The organism is Maridesulfovibrio ferrireducens (assembly GCF_900101105.1).
Classification (GTDB): domain Bacteria; phylum Desulfobacterota; class Desulfovibrionia; order Desulfovibrionales; family Desulfovibrionaceae; genus Maridesulfovibrio; species Maridesulfovibrio ferrireducens.
Window position 1 is genome coordinate 63,334 of sequence record NZ_FNGA01000007.1, and the last position, 15,694, is coordinate 79,027.

A 15,694-nucleotide genomic window follows, 5' to 3' on the forward strand; every position below is an offset into this window, starting at 1 on the left:
ATTTTTAAAGTGATCGACTAGAAAAAATCAGGATCGATTGCAGCATGCCCATTTGCGAGCATAGTTTTGTAAAACCTGACTAGTTTTTCATCGACCGGAACAATTGGAAAGTTCTTACGGCACGAATCACACTGAACCATAACAGGCCGTGTAGGAGCAACAAAGGGAACAGATCTTTCACAAAAAGGACAGGGATATAGAAAAATTATTTCCATCCCGCTTGGGCGGACAGGAGATAACGGTTTTCCAGATTCAGACATTTTTAACTCTCAATAAGATTTTTACCGGTCATTTCCTTTGGAACAGGAATGCCCATTAAATTCAGAATGGTAGGAGCTATATCACACAATGCTCCGGAAGAAGGAGTTCGCCCTTTAAAGACGTCACCTATGAAAATTAAAGGAACTTCATTCAAACTGTGGGCTGTCTGAGGTCCGCCGTCAGCGTCAATCATCTCTTCCGCATTACCATGATCAGCAGTCAGAAAAACCTGCCCGCCAAGCTTTGTAACGGCTTCAATAATTTTAGCTACGCAGGCATCAACAGTTTCACAGGCTAAAATAGCCGCAGGGATTATTCCAGAATGTCCAACCATGTCCAGATTGGCAAGGTTGCAGATACACAAAGAATAATCCGGCAGAACGTTAATAAGTTTTTCAGTAACTTCTTCGGCGCTCATCTGCGGTTTCTGATCGTATGTAGCCACTTCACGGGGCGAAGGAACAAGGATTCTATCCTCATTCGGGAAAGGTTCTTCCCTTCCGCCATTCATAAAATATGTAACATGTGCATATTTTTCCGTTTCAGCAATTCTCAACTGTTTGAGTCCTGCATTCGAAATTACTTCCCCAATAGGATTAGTAATATTTTGCGGAGGAAAGGCTACGGGAAAAGGAAAATCGCCTTCGTAACGAGTCATGGTCACGAAGTCGCTAAAAGCAGGAACAACAGGACGTTCAAATTCATTAAAATCTTCGTCGTTTAAAATCCTGCACATCTGACGAGCGCGGTCTGCCCGGAAATTAAAAAAGAAAACACCATCTTCATCAAGCATCAGCCCATCAGTTTCAACGAGAACTCGCGGCTTAATGAACTCATCAGTTTCACCTGCTTCGTAGGCATCTTCAATCGCTTTAACCGGATCAAAAGCCTCGACGCCTTCGCCGAGAACCAAAGCGCGATAGGAAATTTCATTCCGTTCATAATGCTTATCGCGATCCATTGAATAATATCGGCCCGAGATGGTCGCAACCTTCCCGATTCCGATTTCATTCATCTTATCAACCAGTTGGCGCATATATTCTTTACCTTTAGTAGGCGAAGTATCTCGTCCATCCATAAAAGCATGGACGAACACTTCACTTACTCCGGCATCCTTAACTACTTTAAGCAAAGCAAAAAGATGATTGATATGTGAATGCACTCCACCATCCGAAAGCAGCCCCATAAAATGGAGACGCCCACCGGAGGCTTTCACATTATCAATTAAATCGCATATCGCATCATTCGTAGCGAATTTTTCTTTTTCAATATCAATATCAATCCGAGTCATGTCCTGATAAACAACGCGTCCGGCTCCGATGTTGGTATGACCAACTTCAGAATTCCCCATAAAACCATCAGGTAAACCGACAGCTCTACCAGAACATTTGAGATGCGTATTAGGATAAGTCTTAAAAAGACTGTCCAAAACCGGAGTATTGGCAAGCTGCACAGCATTACCTTTACCAGCCGGGGCAATTCCCCACCCGTCTAGAATAAGGAGAACTGTGGGAGAACCGGACTGCTCTGACATGATATAGACCTCAAAACGGAGGCTTATGGCCTACCGGTTAATATCCAATTCAATTTTAGTCCCTTCGGACCACAATCCTTCAACATTATAAAAACCGCGATTATCTTCCTGGAAAATATGGATGATAATATCGTTCAAATCGAGAAGAATCCAATCTCCGGTCTGGTAACCTTCCATTCCAAGATACTCAATATTTCCAGTTGAAAGCTTCTCGAGAGTGTTATCAGCCAATGACTGAGCGTGACGAATACCTTTAGCACTGACAACCATTACGATTTCTGAAATCGGGCAAATCCCGGTTACATCAATGGCTATAAGGTCAATTGCTTGTTTTTCATCCAGCCATTCTGCAACAAGCTGAAGTTTGTCCTGAGTCTCGATCTCTTTAAATTTTTTACTTTTAGTTTTCATTCTTTTATATTTTATTAACTCGGCGCCCCCTTAAACAAAGGAACGCACTTTGAAGAAACTGCGAAAAACAGGATATAGGGTTTTAAATCCCCTGCGCGATATTCATCCGTCATGAACAACCATGCACAGTCCCACTCACAGTATTTAACCTACAATATGATTATATAGAGAATTTATGCCCGGTACGCAATCAATACCATCAAAAACACTGAAAATAAGATACCGCACATTCAAACTTGACTGCGAGTGACTACTTATGAGATATAAGCAAGCAGGCTTAATCTCAGTTTTTTTCTTTTTAGATTCATCTTTTTCGAAAATGACTAATAGCCAATTTTTGGTTACGGAGATAAGCAATAATAAAACTTTCAGGGCCATGGGTACACCCCTGTGGCTCTTTTTTTTCACATAGATCTCCTTTTATACTAAGGAGTAAACAGGAGTGGAGGCAATTAATGATCTTCGATATAGATAAAGAAACAATGCCTAGAGAAGAATTGGAAGCACTTCAACTTAAACGTTTGAAACAACTTTGTGAACGCGTTTATGCCAATGTCCCTTTCTATACAAAAAAGTTTAAAGAACTCGGAATTACACCCGATGATATCAATTCCCTTTCCGACCTTCAGAAATTGCCTTTTACCGAAAAACAGGATCTGCGCAATCATTATCCTTTCGGATTGTTCGCGGTATCCCGTGAAAACATTGTAAGGATTCATTCATCCTCAGGAACCACCGGGAAAGCGACTGTCGTGGGCTACACCAAACGCGACATTGCAAACTGGGCGGGTTTGATGGCTCGCGCGTTCGCGATGGCGGGAGCAACTCCCGAAGACATCATTCATAATGCTTATGGATATGGGTTATTCACCGGAGGACTCGGCGTACATTACGGAGCAGAAGCTCTCGGAGCAACGATCATTCCTATTTCCGGCGGCGGAACAAGACGCCAGATTATGCTTCTTAAAGATTTCGGTGCAACAGCAATTTGCTGCACCCCTTCTTATGCTCTTTACTTGTACGAAACAGGAAAAGAGATGGGTATCGATTTCAGAGAATTACCACTTAAAGTAGGTATTTTCGGAGCGGAACCATGGACCGAATCCATGCGCAGAGAGATCGAAGATAAGCTTGATATCAAAGCTCTTGATATCTACGGACTTTCTGAAATAATGGGGCCCGGTGTCGCAATGGAATGTGCTGAAGCACAGGACGGTCTGCATATCATGGAAGATCATTTTATTCCTGAAATTATCAATCCGGATACAGGTGAACTGGCCAAACCAGGTGAAGTCGGTGAGTTAGTTGTAACCACACTCACAAAAGAAGGCATCCCGCTCATCCGTTACCGCACCCGCGACCTGACAAAAATCACTTACACACCTTGTCGTTGCGGCAGAACTCTTGCAAGAATGCAACGCGTTAAAGGCAGAAGCGATGACATGTTGATCATTCGCGGCGTAAATGTATTCCCGTCTCAGATTGAATCTATTCTCATCGAAACCGAAGGATTGTCTCCACATTATCTGCTGGAAATCCATAGAGATGGAAACCTTGATATTCTTACTATCAAAGTTGAAGTCGCAGGAACCGCGTTCTCTGATGAAATTAAAAATTTACAGAGCCTCGAAAGAAAGATACAAAGAAATATCAAAGAATTCCTTGGTGTAACAGCTCGGATTAAACTGGTAGAACCTAACTCTATTGAGCGTTCGACCGGTAAAGCCAAAAGAATTGTCGACCTTCGCAACGAGAACCAATAACCGAACCCAATAAAAGCGAGGTACATTATGAAATGTGATCAGCTATCTATATTCCTTGAAAATCGTGCCGGAAGACTTGCAGAAGTAACCAGACTTCTCAGCGAAGCAAAAGTTAATATCCGCGCTCTTTCCCTTGCCGACACTTCAGACTTCGGCATTCTGCGACTCATAGTTTCTGACTTTGATAAAGCTCAGAAAACACTGAAAGACGCTGGATTTACTGTTGGTAAAACAACTGTTGTCGCAGTTGTTGTTGACGATCATCCCGGAGGACTTCACGCCCTGCTGGAAATGCTCAGAAATGCCAGCATCAACGTTGAATACATGTACGCATTTGTTCAGCAGACCGGCAATAATGCCGTCATTATCTTTCGCTTTGATCGAACAGATCAGGCAATTGAACTGCTTGCTGAGAATAATATCCAGACAATCCCCAGCGAAGAACTTTCAAAACTGTAGCAAACAACCTGTCATTATGATTTACTTGAAGGGCCGGGAATTTTTCCCGGCCCTTTTTTAATTTCAGGAGATTTAAATGAATCTTGAACTGCTCACTAAATTAGGGTCATGCAGATGGAAAATTAAAAGAATAAGCCCTATGAATACTGATGCTGTAATTTTTGCCGATGAAAAAATCCTACACGCTCTCGATGACAAAACAGTTTCACAAATGCGGGATGTTGCATCTCTGCCCGGAGTTGTCGGCCCGGTCTGCATTATGCCGGACGCCCATTCCGGTTATGGATTTCCTATCGGCGGAGTCGGTGCTTTTGACCCTGAAAAAGGCGTTATTTCAGCCGGAGGAGTAGGTTTCGATATTTCATGCGGAGTAAGAACGCTGACCACAGGACTTAAGAAACATCACCTGAAAGAAGTCTCAGAAAAACTCGCAGATTCTCTTTTTAAAAATATACCTTCAGGAACAGGAGTCGGCGGAAAATTAAAACTTACAAACAATCAAATGGACGAAATGCTTTCAGGCGGAGCTTCATGGGCAGTCGGACAAAAGATGGGATTTCCTGATGATTTGCGCCGCATCGAAAACAATGGAGTTTTCAGACAGGCCGATCCTTCTAAAGTTTCTAAAAAAGCAAAACAAAGAATGATTGATCAGCTCGGAACTCTGGGGTCAGGAAATCATTACCTTGAAGTTCAATATGTTGAAAAAATTTTTGATGAACAAACAGCAAAAGCATTCGGAATTGCCGAAAATGAAATCCTTGTCAGCATACATTGCGGTTCGCGGGGTTTAGGCCATCAGATAGCAACAGATTACTTGCCTCTCATGGTCAAAAGTGCTGCAAAATATGGTATAAAACTACCGAATAAAGACATTGCGTGCGCGCCTATAAAATCAAGTCTGGGACAAGATTACCTTAAAGCCATGGGAGCAGGCATAAATTGCGCCCTTGCCAATAGACAGAGGATAACCCATCTGGTGAGAAACTGTTTTGCAGACATATTACCGAAAGCAGATCTCAAACTTCTCTATGATGTGAGCCACAACACCTGCAACCGAGAAGAATTCCTCATTAACGGTCACATGAAAACGCTTTATGTACATCGTAAAGGAGCGACAAGAGCTTTGGGCCCCAACTCACCGGAACTTCCGCATGAATTCAAAAAATATGGCCAGCCAGTAATAATCGGTGGCAGTATGGGAACCTCCTCATACATACTGGCAGGCACAACAGCTTCTGCTGAGCTTTCCTTCTCCTCATCCTGTCACGGTGCGGGAAGAGTAATGAGCCGAACCAAAGCATTAAAATCTTTTAAAGGAAAAAACATTCAAGACAGACTCAATCTTAATGGAATTATTATTAAAAGTGGATCAATACGAGGACTGGCGGAAGAAGCTCCAAAAGCATATAAAGATGTTGAAAGAGTAATAAACGTCGCTGAACAAGCGGGAATTTCAAAAATAATCGCCCGCCTTAAGCCAATTATATGTGTTAAAGGCTGAAAACTTGTAGAAATGAATTTGGTTTTAACCTATCGTCCTAAAATGAAAACTAACGACGTAATTAATGATATTTGGCTAAAATCCATGGCATCCACCAAAAAAGAGTTCCTTAAAAAACTTTTTTCTGTGTTTCTTCGCGATGAACCGAATAGGGTTCACAAAATTAGAGACGCCCTTCAAACGGGTGAAATGGACAAGCTAAAGTTTCTGGCTCACTCTCTAAAAGGAGCTGCAGCAACTATGGGTGCCGACAGAGTCAAAGAAGCCTGCCTCGATCTAGAACGAAGTGCACTGGGCGGAAATACCGACCAAGCTTACAAAGACATGCTCGTTCTTGAGCATGAGATGAAATCAGTTTATGACTTTATGAGCGAATTTATCAAATAAAGAATTAAAGAATTGGATAATTAATTCCCCTCTACAACTTGACTCCAGTACCTATAGTAACAACCAGCTCTTCAGGTATTTTAAAATAATCAACTGGATTATCTGAAATTGAGCTTAAGAAAATAAAAAGTTTCCTTTTAATTTTATGATCTGTGCGCTCTTCATCATACTTTATAAAAACCCTTCCAACATAGTAATTACACTCCTCTTTTCTAATTCCAATTTGATTCCAAGCTTGAAAAACTGACACAGGCACGTTCGGTTTTTCCATAAACCCGTACGATACAGTCATCCATGAAACATTATTTTTCAGTCTTTTCACAAAAATCCGCTGTCCTGAATCAACATATGGCTCGTTTAAAGTCTTAACCTGCAAAAAAATAAGTTTTTCAGGTACAACTCTGTTCCTTCTAAGATGTTGTAAAAAAGCATGAGGAATATAATCCGATGCGGCAAGAAACACGGCTTCGCCAGGTATTTTTGCGAGAATATACTTTTCAATTTCAGATTCAAGATCGGTTATATGCAGCCCTCTTTCCATAACATGATCATAAACTTCCTCCCTGCCCCATAGCCAAACGTACATTATATAGGCAACAATCGAGGCCAGCAGGATAGGAAACCATCCTCCTCCATCAATTTTAGTGAAGTTAACAATAAAAAAACCTAAATCAAAACACGCAAAAAAACTGATCAAGATTGCAGCCGGAACTACATTCCATTTACGAATATTTCTCAAATAAAACCAGAAAAGGTAAGTTGTAATAACCATAGTTCCGGTAATTGCTATTCCGTAAGCTCCTGCAAGTTCTTCTGAATGCTTAAACGAGATCACTAAAAAGATACTGAGCGCAGCCATAATCCAGTTAACAGATCCAACATAAACCTGCCCCGGATTAAGTTCAGAAGTTTGGAAAATACGAATACGCGGTATGAAACCTAGATGTACAGCCTGAGCCGTGAGTGAAAAAGCACCTGAAATAATAGCCTGTGAGGCAATAATTGCGGCCAATGTGGCAAGCCCGACTATCGGTAAAAGTATTGTTTTTGGAAATAAACTGAAAAAAGGATTAACAATAAGTTTTGGATTATTTATCAACAGAGCGCCCTGCCCTAAGTAATTTAAGAGCAGGCTCGGCAATGCCACAAAATACCATGCAAGAGTGATAGGTCTTCGCCCGAAATGACCCATATCTGCAAAAAGAGCCTCTCCTCCTGTAACGCACAGGACAACCGCTCCAAGAACAAGTGTTCCGGCAATCCCGTTTTCAGCAAAAAAACGAACAGCATGCAACGGACTGAAAGCTTCTAATACGACAATATTATTCAACATCGACAGCGCTCCGAAAGCACCTATAACAATGAACCAAACAAACATAACCGGGCCGAACAAACGCCCAATTTTATCAGTCCCGCTACTTTGAAAGGTAAAAAGAATCAGCAAAATTGCACAGGAAATATGAGTAATATAACCGTGAGCCAGTGTGGTTGCGATATCAAGCCCTTCAATAGCGGAAAGGACAGAAATAGCGGGAGTTATTACCCCGTCTCCGTACAAAAGAGCTCCTCCGATAAGTGTAGCTATAAGCATCACGGAAACTGAACGTCCGCTCTTGTTCTGGCTTACAAGCTCATAAAGTGCGAATATCCCGCCTTCACCTTTATTATCCGCAGCCATTACAAACGTTACATATTTGAGACTGATGACAACCAAAAGAGACCAAATAATCAGCGAAAGAACACCAAGCACATTTGCAGACGTTAATGCAATTGCATGATGCCCACTGAAGCAGGCTTTCAAGGCGTAGAGAGGGCTGGTTCCGATATCACCGAAAACAACTCCGAGAGCCCCAATCGATAAAGCCGCCTGTCTTGAAACATTATTCTTTTTTTTCATATTTATTAAATCTGGTTACAAGCGCTAAAACTTAAAGCTTTAATTTAACTTTAGCTAAAATATAAAAAGTTAATCTGAATTTATTAACAAAAAAAAGGCCGCATCGGATAAACCGATACGACCTTATTAACCTTTTAAGACAATTGTGACTAGAAAATATCAGCCATGCAGTAAACTTTTCCGGGCTTCTGATCAGCAAGCCACGCGGCAGCTCTAAGCGCGCCCTGAGCAAAAGTATCGCGGGAATGAGCACGATGTGTAACTTCTATACGTTCACCGGGGCCGAAGAAATAAGCGGTATGATCACCGACAACATCTCCGCCGCGAACAGCCATCACACCAATTTCATCCTTTGTTCTCGCGCCGACAATGCCGTCGCGACTATGTTTTTTAACTTCATCGTAAACAAGACCACGAGCTTCGGCCATACATTCAGCCAGCTTAAGAGCTGTTCCGCTTGGAGAATCAACTTTTTTATTATGATGAATTTCAGTCATTTCCATATCATAAGCAGGCCCTAACATGCGTACAAGTTCAGGCAGAATTTTAAGCAGAACATTAACGCCGACACTCATATTCGGGGCAAGGAATACAGGAACTTTTTTCGCGAACTCTTCAACTTTAACCAAATCATCCGCAGTCATACCTGTAGTTCCGATAACAACCGGATTTCCGGTAATTGACGCAGTTTCGAGAAGTCGCAATGTTGCCGCCGGAGCTGTAAAATCAATGATAACCGCACCGGGAACTTTAACCAAAACTTCATCAGGAGATGTTCCGCAGACACACCCTAGAGCATCAAGACCCTGCTCACACCCTGAACGTTCCATAACTGCCGACAGGTTCAGCTCATCGCTTTCCTGGACAAGACGCACCAAAGTTGCCCCCATGCGCCCTTTTGCTCCAATAATTACTATATCAGTCATTTTGTGCTCCTAAAATTTTAGGGTTTTAAAAGGAACCTATTATCAGCCCTTGCTGACTATATCCATAAATTCACTCTCAGTCATTATCTCTACGCCCTTAGCTCGGGCGGCTTCCATTTTTTTCTCGCCAACATTGCTTCCGCAAACCAGAAAATTAGTCTTTCCGGTGACAGATGTCTGCACATTAGCACCCAATCTACGGGCCATAGCCTGCATATCTTCCCGAGATCCTTGAATCATCTTTCCGGTAAAGACTATCCCCTTACCGGTAATGGGGCTTTCAATGCTCTCTGTTTCAGCTTCAAGCGGGGTACGGCGCAAATTAAAATTAAATTCAAGCATATGCAGAATAGTTTTTTTAATAGCCTCAATTCCAGCTGTAACAGAATAACTGGTAATCGCGCCAAAACCATGAATCTCTGCCAGTTGCGCCTGTTTTACCGTAACAATATCTTCAAGCTTAAAATTTCCAAGCAACTTACGGCTGTCAGCCTTACCTAAATCAGGTATACCGAATGCGGCCAAAAATCTCCAATCATCAGTCTCTTTGGTTCGACTTATATAGATTGCTTCTGCCAGATTGGAAGACTGAACAGGGCCGAAACCGAGTTTACTAAAGTCTTCTTCTCCCATTGTATAAACAGACTCAAGGGAGCTACGACCTGCTTTTACAAGTCTTGAAATAGTTTTTTTACCGAACCAGTCAGCATTTCCCAAAGTTTTGAACCAATATTCAAGACGCTGTTCAGCTCTGGCCGGACAATTAAAATCAGGACATTTCAAAAAATCATTCTGCCAATAAAGTTCCGCCTCACAAGAAGGGCAACGAGTAGGAAGTTCAACCGAATCAGCTGGTTTTATTACTTCTTCAAGCTTGGGAATAACTTCACCGCTACGAATAATTCTGATAATTGCGCCTTTCCCTATGGAATGATCCCGTAACATTCCGGCATTATGAGCCGTAACATTACTGATTGTCGCGCCGGAAACAGAAACAGGTTCCACTTCCATAACAGGAGTAACAGCGCCCATACGACCAACCTGCCAGCGAATCTCATTAACAGTGGTTACAGCAGATTCACCTTTCTTCTTAATGGCAATCTGCCACCTGTAATGATGAGCTGTCGCTCCCAGAGCGTCCTGCAATTTTTTATCTGTAACTTCAGCGACCATTCCGTCAAGCGGATAGTCAGCCTGTTCCCAAAGCTCATCTGTAATCTTCCAGACATCCCGCACAAGCTCTTCACTGGTCACGACTTTTTTGGGCAAAGTGCTATAAGGAACAAACCGGATAGCCTCGTCTTGCAGAGCCTGTTTTGATGCTTCATTTACGTTATCTGAGGTAACAATACCCACAACCATATTGCGTGGATGCTCGAATACATCTGAAAGATGCTCGTCGAAATAATCCTGACTACACACAATTTCGCCGACACCCTGACCACGTCCACCAACAGCAATTATGCCCTTGGCAAAAGCGCTCGAAATTTCATATCCGACTTCACCATTACCGCGGGTAGCAAAAATATTCCCGTCATCACGGGCAGCGAGACCATCAAGTTTAGGTGTAATTCTGTATTCAACAGTTTGAATGCCAAGCGATTTAGCTTCCTTTTTAACTCGCTGAACAAACCTTTCAAGCTCTTCGACTGTGTAAGCCTTTTCAGTTGAAAGCATAGGCTTAGGATGCCTTATCTCGATCTTATTGCTGAAACTTTCAGGTTCTACTTTCGTTAAATAAGAATGCTCAGGTGCAAGATCACGGAGTTCCTCAGTCAGTTCATCATATCTGGCATCGCTAATGGTCGGCATGCCGCGGCGATAATCTTCGTTATGTTTTTCGAGCCTTTTTACAAGCTCAGCAATTTTTTTTTCGTCTGTTTTTTTCACGATATACTAATATTTGATAATTATGTTTGATAAGAATTTGAATGTATTTCAGGGGTTTAACGGAATGATCTGATTCAATCAACTATAAAATCTTTTGAATAGCTGAAAGATCGGTAAGTTTGCCGACAGTCAAAAGAGTATCCTTGGCTTCGATAACTTCTTTTGGTCCCGGATTAAAAACCATCTCTCCGGTATTTTTTCTGATAGCAATAATGATTAAATTGAAACGAGGACGAATTTTAGATTCAATAAGATCCTGACCCACAAATTCAGAAGTATCAGTAACAAAAAGTTCTTCCATTTGCAGATCAATCTTTCCGCGCATTGCAATGTCAAGAAAGTTGGTAACTGTAGGACGCAACACGGATTGAGCCATGCGTATCCCGCCAATTGTATGCGGAAGCACAACCCTATCTGCTCCCGCAAATTCAAGGCGTGAGATACTGGTTTTATTATTACCGCGAGCGATAATGTTAACTTTAGAGTTAAACTGACGGGCAATCAAAGTGACATAAACATTAGCAGCTTCATCTGATAAAGCTGCTATAAGAGATTTTGCCCTGTCTAAGCCGGCCAGTTTTAAAGTATCGTCTTTAGTGGCATCTCCCTCAAGACAGGTTATCCCCGCAGCTTCCATATGAGCTACCAATTCGGGATTATTCTCGATGACAACTATATCATACCCTTCATTCATTACTTCTTCGACTACAATAGCCCCGATTCTGCCGTATCCGCAGACAATGATATGATCTTTAAATTTTCCGATTGTCTTCTGCATTCTGCGTCTCCCGAGAATAACTTGCAAACGTCCTTCGACTAGTAATTGCGAAAAGGCACCGATCAAATAGGCAAAACCACCGACCCCACCAAGAATGAGTAGAGCAGTCATAATTCGACCGTTTTCAGAAAGAGGTAAAACCTCCATGAAGCCAACGGTGGAAAGGGTAATTACAACCATGTAAAAACTATTTAAAAGATTCCATCCTTCAAGCCACATGTAGCCAATAATGCCACCTATAAAAACCAGAGTCATATAAATGAATCCAGCAGCAAGTCCCCAGAACATACCGAATTCTCTTCTGAGATTGAGCATTCTCACATATATGGATTTGGATTTCATTCCTGGCTGTCCATAACTTTACGGGGGTTAACCCAGAGTAATAAGTTTATCACGTAAAAGCTGAATACGGTCTCTTAACTCAGCGGCTTTTTCAAATTCAAGTTCACTTGCATATTTACGCATTTCTTTTTCAAGCTTACGAATCATTTTCTCAATTTTCACAGAATCAAATCCATACTCAGCAAGTTCTTCAGCTGCAATCTTAGCTTTTTCACCTGAAGTTTTAGCAGAATACAGAGTTCCGAGCATATTATCCAGTGATTTACGTATGGTTTGCGGAGTAATTCCATGCTCATTGTTGTAATCAATCTGCTTCAAACGTCTGCGTGAAGTTTCATCCATGGCAGTCCGCATAGAATTGGTGATTCTATCTGCATAGAGAATTACCAACCCTTCCGAATTACGAGAAGCTCTGCCGAAGGTCTGAATCAATGAGCGATTTGATCTTAAAAAACCTTCCTTATCAGCGTCCAGTATTGCTACCAAGGAAACTTCAGGGATATCTAGACCTTCCCTCAACAGGTTGATACCAACGAGGGCGGTAAACTCTCCAGCCCGCAATGACTGAATTATAGCCATGCGCTCCATTGTATCAATATCGGAGTGGAGATACTTTGCTTCAACGCCCATTTGATTAAAATAGTCTGTCAAATCTTCCGACATTCTCTTTGTCAGAGTTGTAATCAGCACCCGTTCATTTCGACTTTCCCGAATTTTACATTCTGCCATCAAATCATCCATCTGCGCCTTGGAAGGACGAACTTCAACAATAGGGTCTAGAAGTCCTGTCGGGCGAATAATCTGCTCAACGACAAGCCCCTGCGCACGATCGATTTCCCACGGTCCCGGAGTTGCCGACACATAAACAGTCTGGCCTACTTTCTCTAAAAATTCATCAAAACAAAGCGGACGGTTATCAAGAGCCGACGGAAGTCTGAACCCAAAGTTCACGAGAGTTGTTTTTCTGGAACGGTCCCCGTTATACATGGCTCCAACCTGAGAAACAGCAATATGAGACTCGTCCATAAAAAGGAGAAAATCGTCAGGAAAATAATGAAGCAATGTCGCCGGAGGGTCACCTTCTTTACGCCCGTCAAGATGACGCGAGTAGTTTTCAATTCCGCTGCAAAACCCCATCTCTTCAATCATTTCGAGATCATACATAGTTCGCTGCTCAATGCGCTGAGCCTCAACAAGTTTGTTCTCACGTTTAAAATTATTGAGTGTATCGAAAAGTTCAACCCGGATATCTTCAACAGCTCTCTCAAGATTATCTTTATCAGAAACAAAGTGACTTGCCGGATAAATAACGGTTTTGCGTCTGCGTCCAGTAACTTCACCAGTAAGCGGATCAGTTTCCTGAATAGACTCTATTTCATCACCGAAAAATTCAATTCTTAAAGCCTGTTCCCGGCTGTAAGCAGGAATAATTTCAATAACATCGCCGCGCACCCTGAATGTTCCGCGATGAAAATCATAATCGTTACGGGTGTATTGAACTTCAATCAGACGATCCATGAGCTTTTCCATGGAAAATTCCTGCCCTTCTTCAACCGGAATTATCATGCGCGAATAAAATTCAGGAGAACCAAGGCCGTAGATACACGACACAGAAGCAACTATAATTACATCGCGCCGTGTCAGCAGTGCGTGCGTCGCAGAATGTCTTAGTTTATCAATATCATCGTTAATTGATGAATCTTTTTCAATAAAAGTGTCAGAATGAGGAAGATATGCTTCAGGCTGGTAGTAGTCGTAATAACTGACAAAATATTCTACAGCATTATGAGGAAACAATGCTTTAAACTCATTAAAAAGCTGAGCCGCCAAGGTTTTATTGGGAGCCATTACAAGAGTAGGACGATTTAGTTCGCTGATAACATTTGCCATTGCGAAAGTTTTACCCGTACCTGTGGCACCAAGTAGAACCTGATCTTTAACACCATGATTAAGGTTTTCCAGAAGCTGTCTGACTGCTTCCGGCTGATCGCCTTTCAGTGTAAAGTCGCTGACAAGCTGAAATTTTTCTGACATCCTGATATTTTTTCCCGACTTGTGTAGTTAAACTAAAAAAGTTATGATATTTAAATTCTTGAATAAACTAAAAGCATTAAAACACTCATTTCACGAGGTAGCAATGATTCCTATAATTCAAATACAGAATGGTGATATTCCGATTGCACGAGGCTATGCTGTCTCAATGATCGTCCGCAGTTTTAAAGGACGTCGTGATGTTGAAGTACACCTGTTCAGACCGGAATGGTCGTCAAACGAAGAAAACGAAATTTCATGGGACAACATTTTCGGACCTCCGGCAATGCTTGATGCTGTGCCGAATGCAGAAAAAGACCGTAAAATAGTTATGGAGTCCTTTACGCTGGATGAACGCAATCAGGTTATTGACTATCTTAAAGAGCATTACTCTTCAAGACTGGATTCAATCAACTCCAACCCGATGCAGTTTCCAATACCTTCCGGCCTTCCAGCTCTTTGCTCTATGGATGAAGGAAAAGACCTCGGTTTGATTAAATTTGAAAAGGTACCTCATTTCAATCTACCTTTTACACTCAGAGGATTTTATAATCTTAGTGCTCATCGCCCGCTTGTTGAAACACGCGAAGAAGATTAATTTATTCAACGACAAATTATAAAAAATGGAGGTTTTCGATTTTCGAAAACCTCCATTTTTTTGATAAAATAAAAAACCTTAGCTGCAAAGATTTTCCGTAATTATTTCATACTCGCCCGGTAAAAACGCCCAATTACCCCTCAGCGCTGAATATTCAAGAGACTCTTCAAGCCTTACAAGGAATTCATCTCGTGGTAATTCTTCAGCTCCCAAAGATTTGAGATGGTCGGTAGGCTGCTGGCAATCCACAAAATGAAATTCTCGGTTTTCCAAATAGCGAACCAGATAAGAAAACCCTATCTTAGACGCATCCGGCTCAAGAAAAAACATGGACTCACCTGAAAAAACCCTGCCAAGCGAAACACCATAAAGTCCGCCTGCAAGTTTTCCTTCCTTGTTCCAAACTTCAACACTGTGGGCAAATCCAAGTTTATGCAATTTAACATAAGCATCTATCATTTCCTGTAAAATCCAGGTGCCTTCCTGCCCCGGACGAGTTTTACATGCACAATTAGAAATAACTCCTAAAAAATCCGTATCAAGAGTAATACGATATTCTTTCTTTTTTATTTTACGTTTCATTCGTTTTGAAACATGTAATTTATCAAAATTCAAGATCAGACGAGGGTCAAGCGACCACCATAAAAGCGGAGAGTTTTCATCATACCATGGAAAGATTCCCGAAGCATAAGCAGAAAGAAGTCTCTCCGAACTTAAATCTCCTCCCACCGCAAGCAGTCCATCAGGTTCGGCCTCATCTGGGTGAGGAAAAATAGGTTCCTCAATGAGCCTGTACACAACCATAAAAATCCCCTGAAATTATAAAATTGTAAAATTAACTTTTATTCACTGTAATCTATTATCTAATTATTTCAACCTGCAAATAAAAAAGGCGAACGTAAAACGTCCGCCT

14 protein-coding genes are annotated in these 15,694 nt (G+C 41.7%); 5 read left to right on the forward strand and 9 right to left on the reverse strand.

What is annotated here, in order from left to right; translation table 11 throughout:
• Nucleotides 1-17 precede the first annotated feature (17 nt).
• Genes BLT41_RS16820 through rsfS form a run of 3 tightly spaced genes read right to left on the reverse strand, consistent with a single transcriptional unit; the run spans nt 18 to nt 2,206 of the window.
• Nucleotides 18-260 carry a hypothetical protein gene (locus BLT41_RS16820; RefSeq protein WP_092163285.1) on the reverse strand — a complete coding sequence of 81 codons (243 nt, stop codon included), beginning with the start codon at nt 258-260 and terminating at the stop codon, nt 18-20.
• A gap of 2 nt (nt 261-262) precedes the next feature.
• Entirely contained in the window at nt 263-1,795 is a 1,533-nt protein-coding gene (gpmI, locus tag BLT41_RS16825; RefSeq protein WP_092163287.1) for a 2,3-bisphosphoglycerate-independent phosphoglycerate mutase, read from the reverse strand.
• Nucleotides 1,796-1,825: 30 nt separating this feature from the next.
• The gene (gene rsfS, locus BLT41_RS16830) at nt 1,826-2,206 is read right to left on the reverse strand and encodes a ribosome silencing factor (protein WP_092163290.1); all 381 of its coding nucleotides are present in this window, start codon (nt 2,204-2,206) and stop codon (nt 1,826-1,828) included.
• A 455-nt stretch (nt 2,207-2,661) separates the two neighbouring features.
• Between rsfS and BLT41_RS16840 the strand changes: the two genes are divergently transcribed.
• From BLT41_RS16840 to BLT41_RS16855, 4 genes are all read left to right on the forward strand, one after another.
• Nucleotides 2,662-3,969, forward strand: a complete 1,308-nt coding sequence (locus tag BLT41_RS16840) for a phenylacetate--CoA ligase family protein (RefSeq protein ID WP_092163296.1) — start codon at nt 2,662-2,664, stop codon at nt 3,967-3,969.
• Between the two features lie 27 nt (nt 3,970-3,996).
• Entirely contained in the window at nt 3,997-4,428 is a 432-nt protein-coding gene (locus BLT41_RS16845) for an ACT domain-containing protein (RefSeq protein WP_092163302.1), read from the forward strand.
• 76 nt (nt 4,429-4,504) lie between these two features.
• Nucleotides 4,505-5,932: an RtcB family protein gene (locus BLT41_RS16850; RefSeq protein WP_092163306.1), complete on the forward strand. Its 1,428-nt coding sequence runs from the start codon at nt 4,505-4,507 to the stop codon at nt 5,930-5,932.
• Nucleotides 5,933-5,944: 12 nt separating this feature from the next.
• Nucleotides 5,945-6,319, forward strand: a complete 375-nt coding sequence (locus BLT41_RS16855; RefSeq protein WP_244512321.1) for an Hpt domain-containing protein — start codon at nt 5,945-5,947, stop codon at nt 6,317-6,319.
• A 31-nt stretch (nt 6,320-6,350) separates the two neighbouring features.
• On the opposite strand, the gene BLT41_RS16860 is transcribed toward BLT41_RS16855, so the two are convergent.
• From BLT41_RS16860 to uvrB, 5 genes are all read right to left on the reverse strand, one after another.
• Nucleotides 6,351-8,216: a potassium transporter Kup gene (locus BLT41_RS16860; RefSeq protein WP_092163308.1), complete on the reverse strand. Its 1,866-nt coding sequence runs from the start codon at nt 8,214-8,216 to the stop codon at nt 6,351-6,353.
• Nucleotides 8,217-8,365: 149 nt separating this feature from the next.
• A complete protein-coding gene (gene dapB / locus BLT41_RS16865) occupies nt 8,366-9,142 on the reverse strand; it encodes a 4-hydroxy-tetrahydrodipicolinate reductase (protein WP_092163311.1) in 777 nt (258 codons plus the stop codon).
• Between the two features lie 42 nt (nt 9,143-9,184).
• Nucleotides 9,185-11,032, reverse strand: a complete 1,848-nt coding sequence (locus BLT41_RS16870) for a BRCT domain-containing protein (RefSeq protein ID WP_092163313.1) — start codon at nt 11,030-11,032, stop codon at nt 9,185-9,187.
• Between the two features lie 82 nt (nt 11,033-11,114).
• Complete coding sequence (locus BLT41_RS16875) at nt 11,115-12,152, reverse strand: potassium channel family protein (protein WP_092163315.1); 1,038 nt, start codon at nt 12,150-12,152, stop codon at nt 11,115-11,117.
• Nucleotides 12,153-12,179: 27 nt separating this feature from the next.
• On the reverse strand, nt 12,180-14,186 hold the full coding sequence (uvrB, locus tag BLT41_RS16880) for an excinuclease ABC subunit UvrB (protein ID WP_092163316.1): 2,007 nt from the start codon (nt 14,184-14,186) through the stop codon (nt 12,180-12,182).
• Between the two features lie 103 nt (nt 14,187-14,289).
• On the opposite strand from uvrB, the gene BLT41_RS16885 reads away from it, so the two are divergent.
• A complete protein-coding gene (locus BLT41_RS16885) occupies nt 14,290-14,781 on the forward strand; it encodes a hypothetical protein (protein WP_092163318.1) in 492 nt (163 codons plus the stop codon).
• Nucleotides 14,782-14,859: 78 nt separating this feature from the next.
• Here BLT41_RS16885 and aat read toward each other — a convergent pair whose 3' ends face one another.
• Nucleotides 14,860-15,585: a leucyl/phenylalanyl-tRNA--protein transferase gene (aat, locus tag BLT41_RS16890; protein WP_092163321.1), complete on the reverse strand. Its 726-nt coding sequence runs from the start codon at nt 15,583-15,585 to the stop codon at nt 14,860-14,862.
• Between the last annotated feature and the right edge of the window lie 109 nt (nt 15,586-15,694).

What these genes read in the sequence shown, in the direction of transcription:
- dapB (WP_092163311.1), bottom strand. Translation starts at nt 9,142, where the DNA reads ATGACTGATATAGTAATTATTGGAGCAAAAGGGCGCATGGGGGCAACT.
- BLT41_RS16855 (WP_244512321.1), top strand. Translation starts at nt 5,945, where the DNA reads ATGAATTTGGTTTTAACCTATCGTCCTAAAATGAAAACTAACGACGTA.
- BLT41_RS16885 (WP_092163318.1), top strand. Translation starts at nt 14,290, where the DNA reads ATGATTCCTATAATTCAAATACAGAATGGTGATATTCCGATTGCACGA.
- uvrB (WP_092163316.1), bottom strand. Translation starts at nt 14,186, where the DNA reads ATGTCAGAAAAATTTCAGCTTGTCAGCGACTTTACACTGAAAGGCGAT.
- BLT41_RS16875 (WP_092163315.1), bottom strand. Translation starts at nt 12,152, where the DNA reads ATGAAATCCAAATCCATATATGTGAGAATGCTCAATCTCAGAAGAGAA.
- aat (WP_092163321.1), bottom strand. Translation starts at nt 15,585, where the DNA reads ATGGTTGTGTACAGGCTCATTGAGGAACCTATTTTTCCTCACCCAGAT.
- BLT41_RS16845 (WP_092163302.1), top strand. Translation starts at nt 3,997, where the DNA reads ATGAAATGTGATCAGCTATCTATATTCCTTGAAAATCGTGCCGGAAGA.
- BLT41_RS16820 (WP_092163285.1), bottom strand. Translation starts at nt 260, where the DNA reads ATGTCTGAATCTGGAAAACCGTTATCTCCTGTCCGCCCAAGCGGGATG.
- BLT41_RS16840 (WP_092163296.1), top strand. Translation starts at nt 2,662, where the DNA reads ATGATCTTCGATATAGATAAAGAAACAATGCCTAGAGAAGAATTGGAA.
- gpmI (WP_092163287.1), bottom strand. Translation starts at nt 1,795, where the DNA reads ATGTCAGAGCAGTCCGGTTCTCCCACAGTTCTCCTTATTCTAGACGGG.
- rsfS (WP_092163290.1), bottom strand. Translation starts at nt 2,206, where the DNA reads ATGAAAACTAAAAGTAAAAAATTTAAAGAGATCGAGACTCAGGACAAA.
- BLT41_RS16860 (WP_092163308.1), bottom strand. Translation starts at nt 8,216, where the DNA reads ATGAAAAAAAAGAATAATGTTTCAAGACAGGCGGCTTTATCGATTGGG.
- BLT41_RS16850 (WP_092163306.1), top strand. Translation starts at nt 4,505, where the DNA reads ATGAATCTTGAACTGCTCACTAAATTAGGGTCATGCAGATGGAAAATT.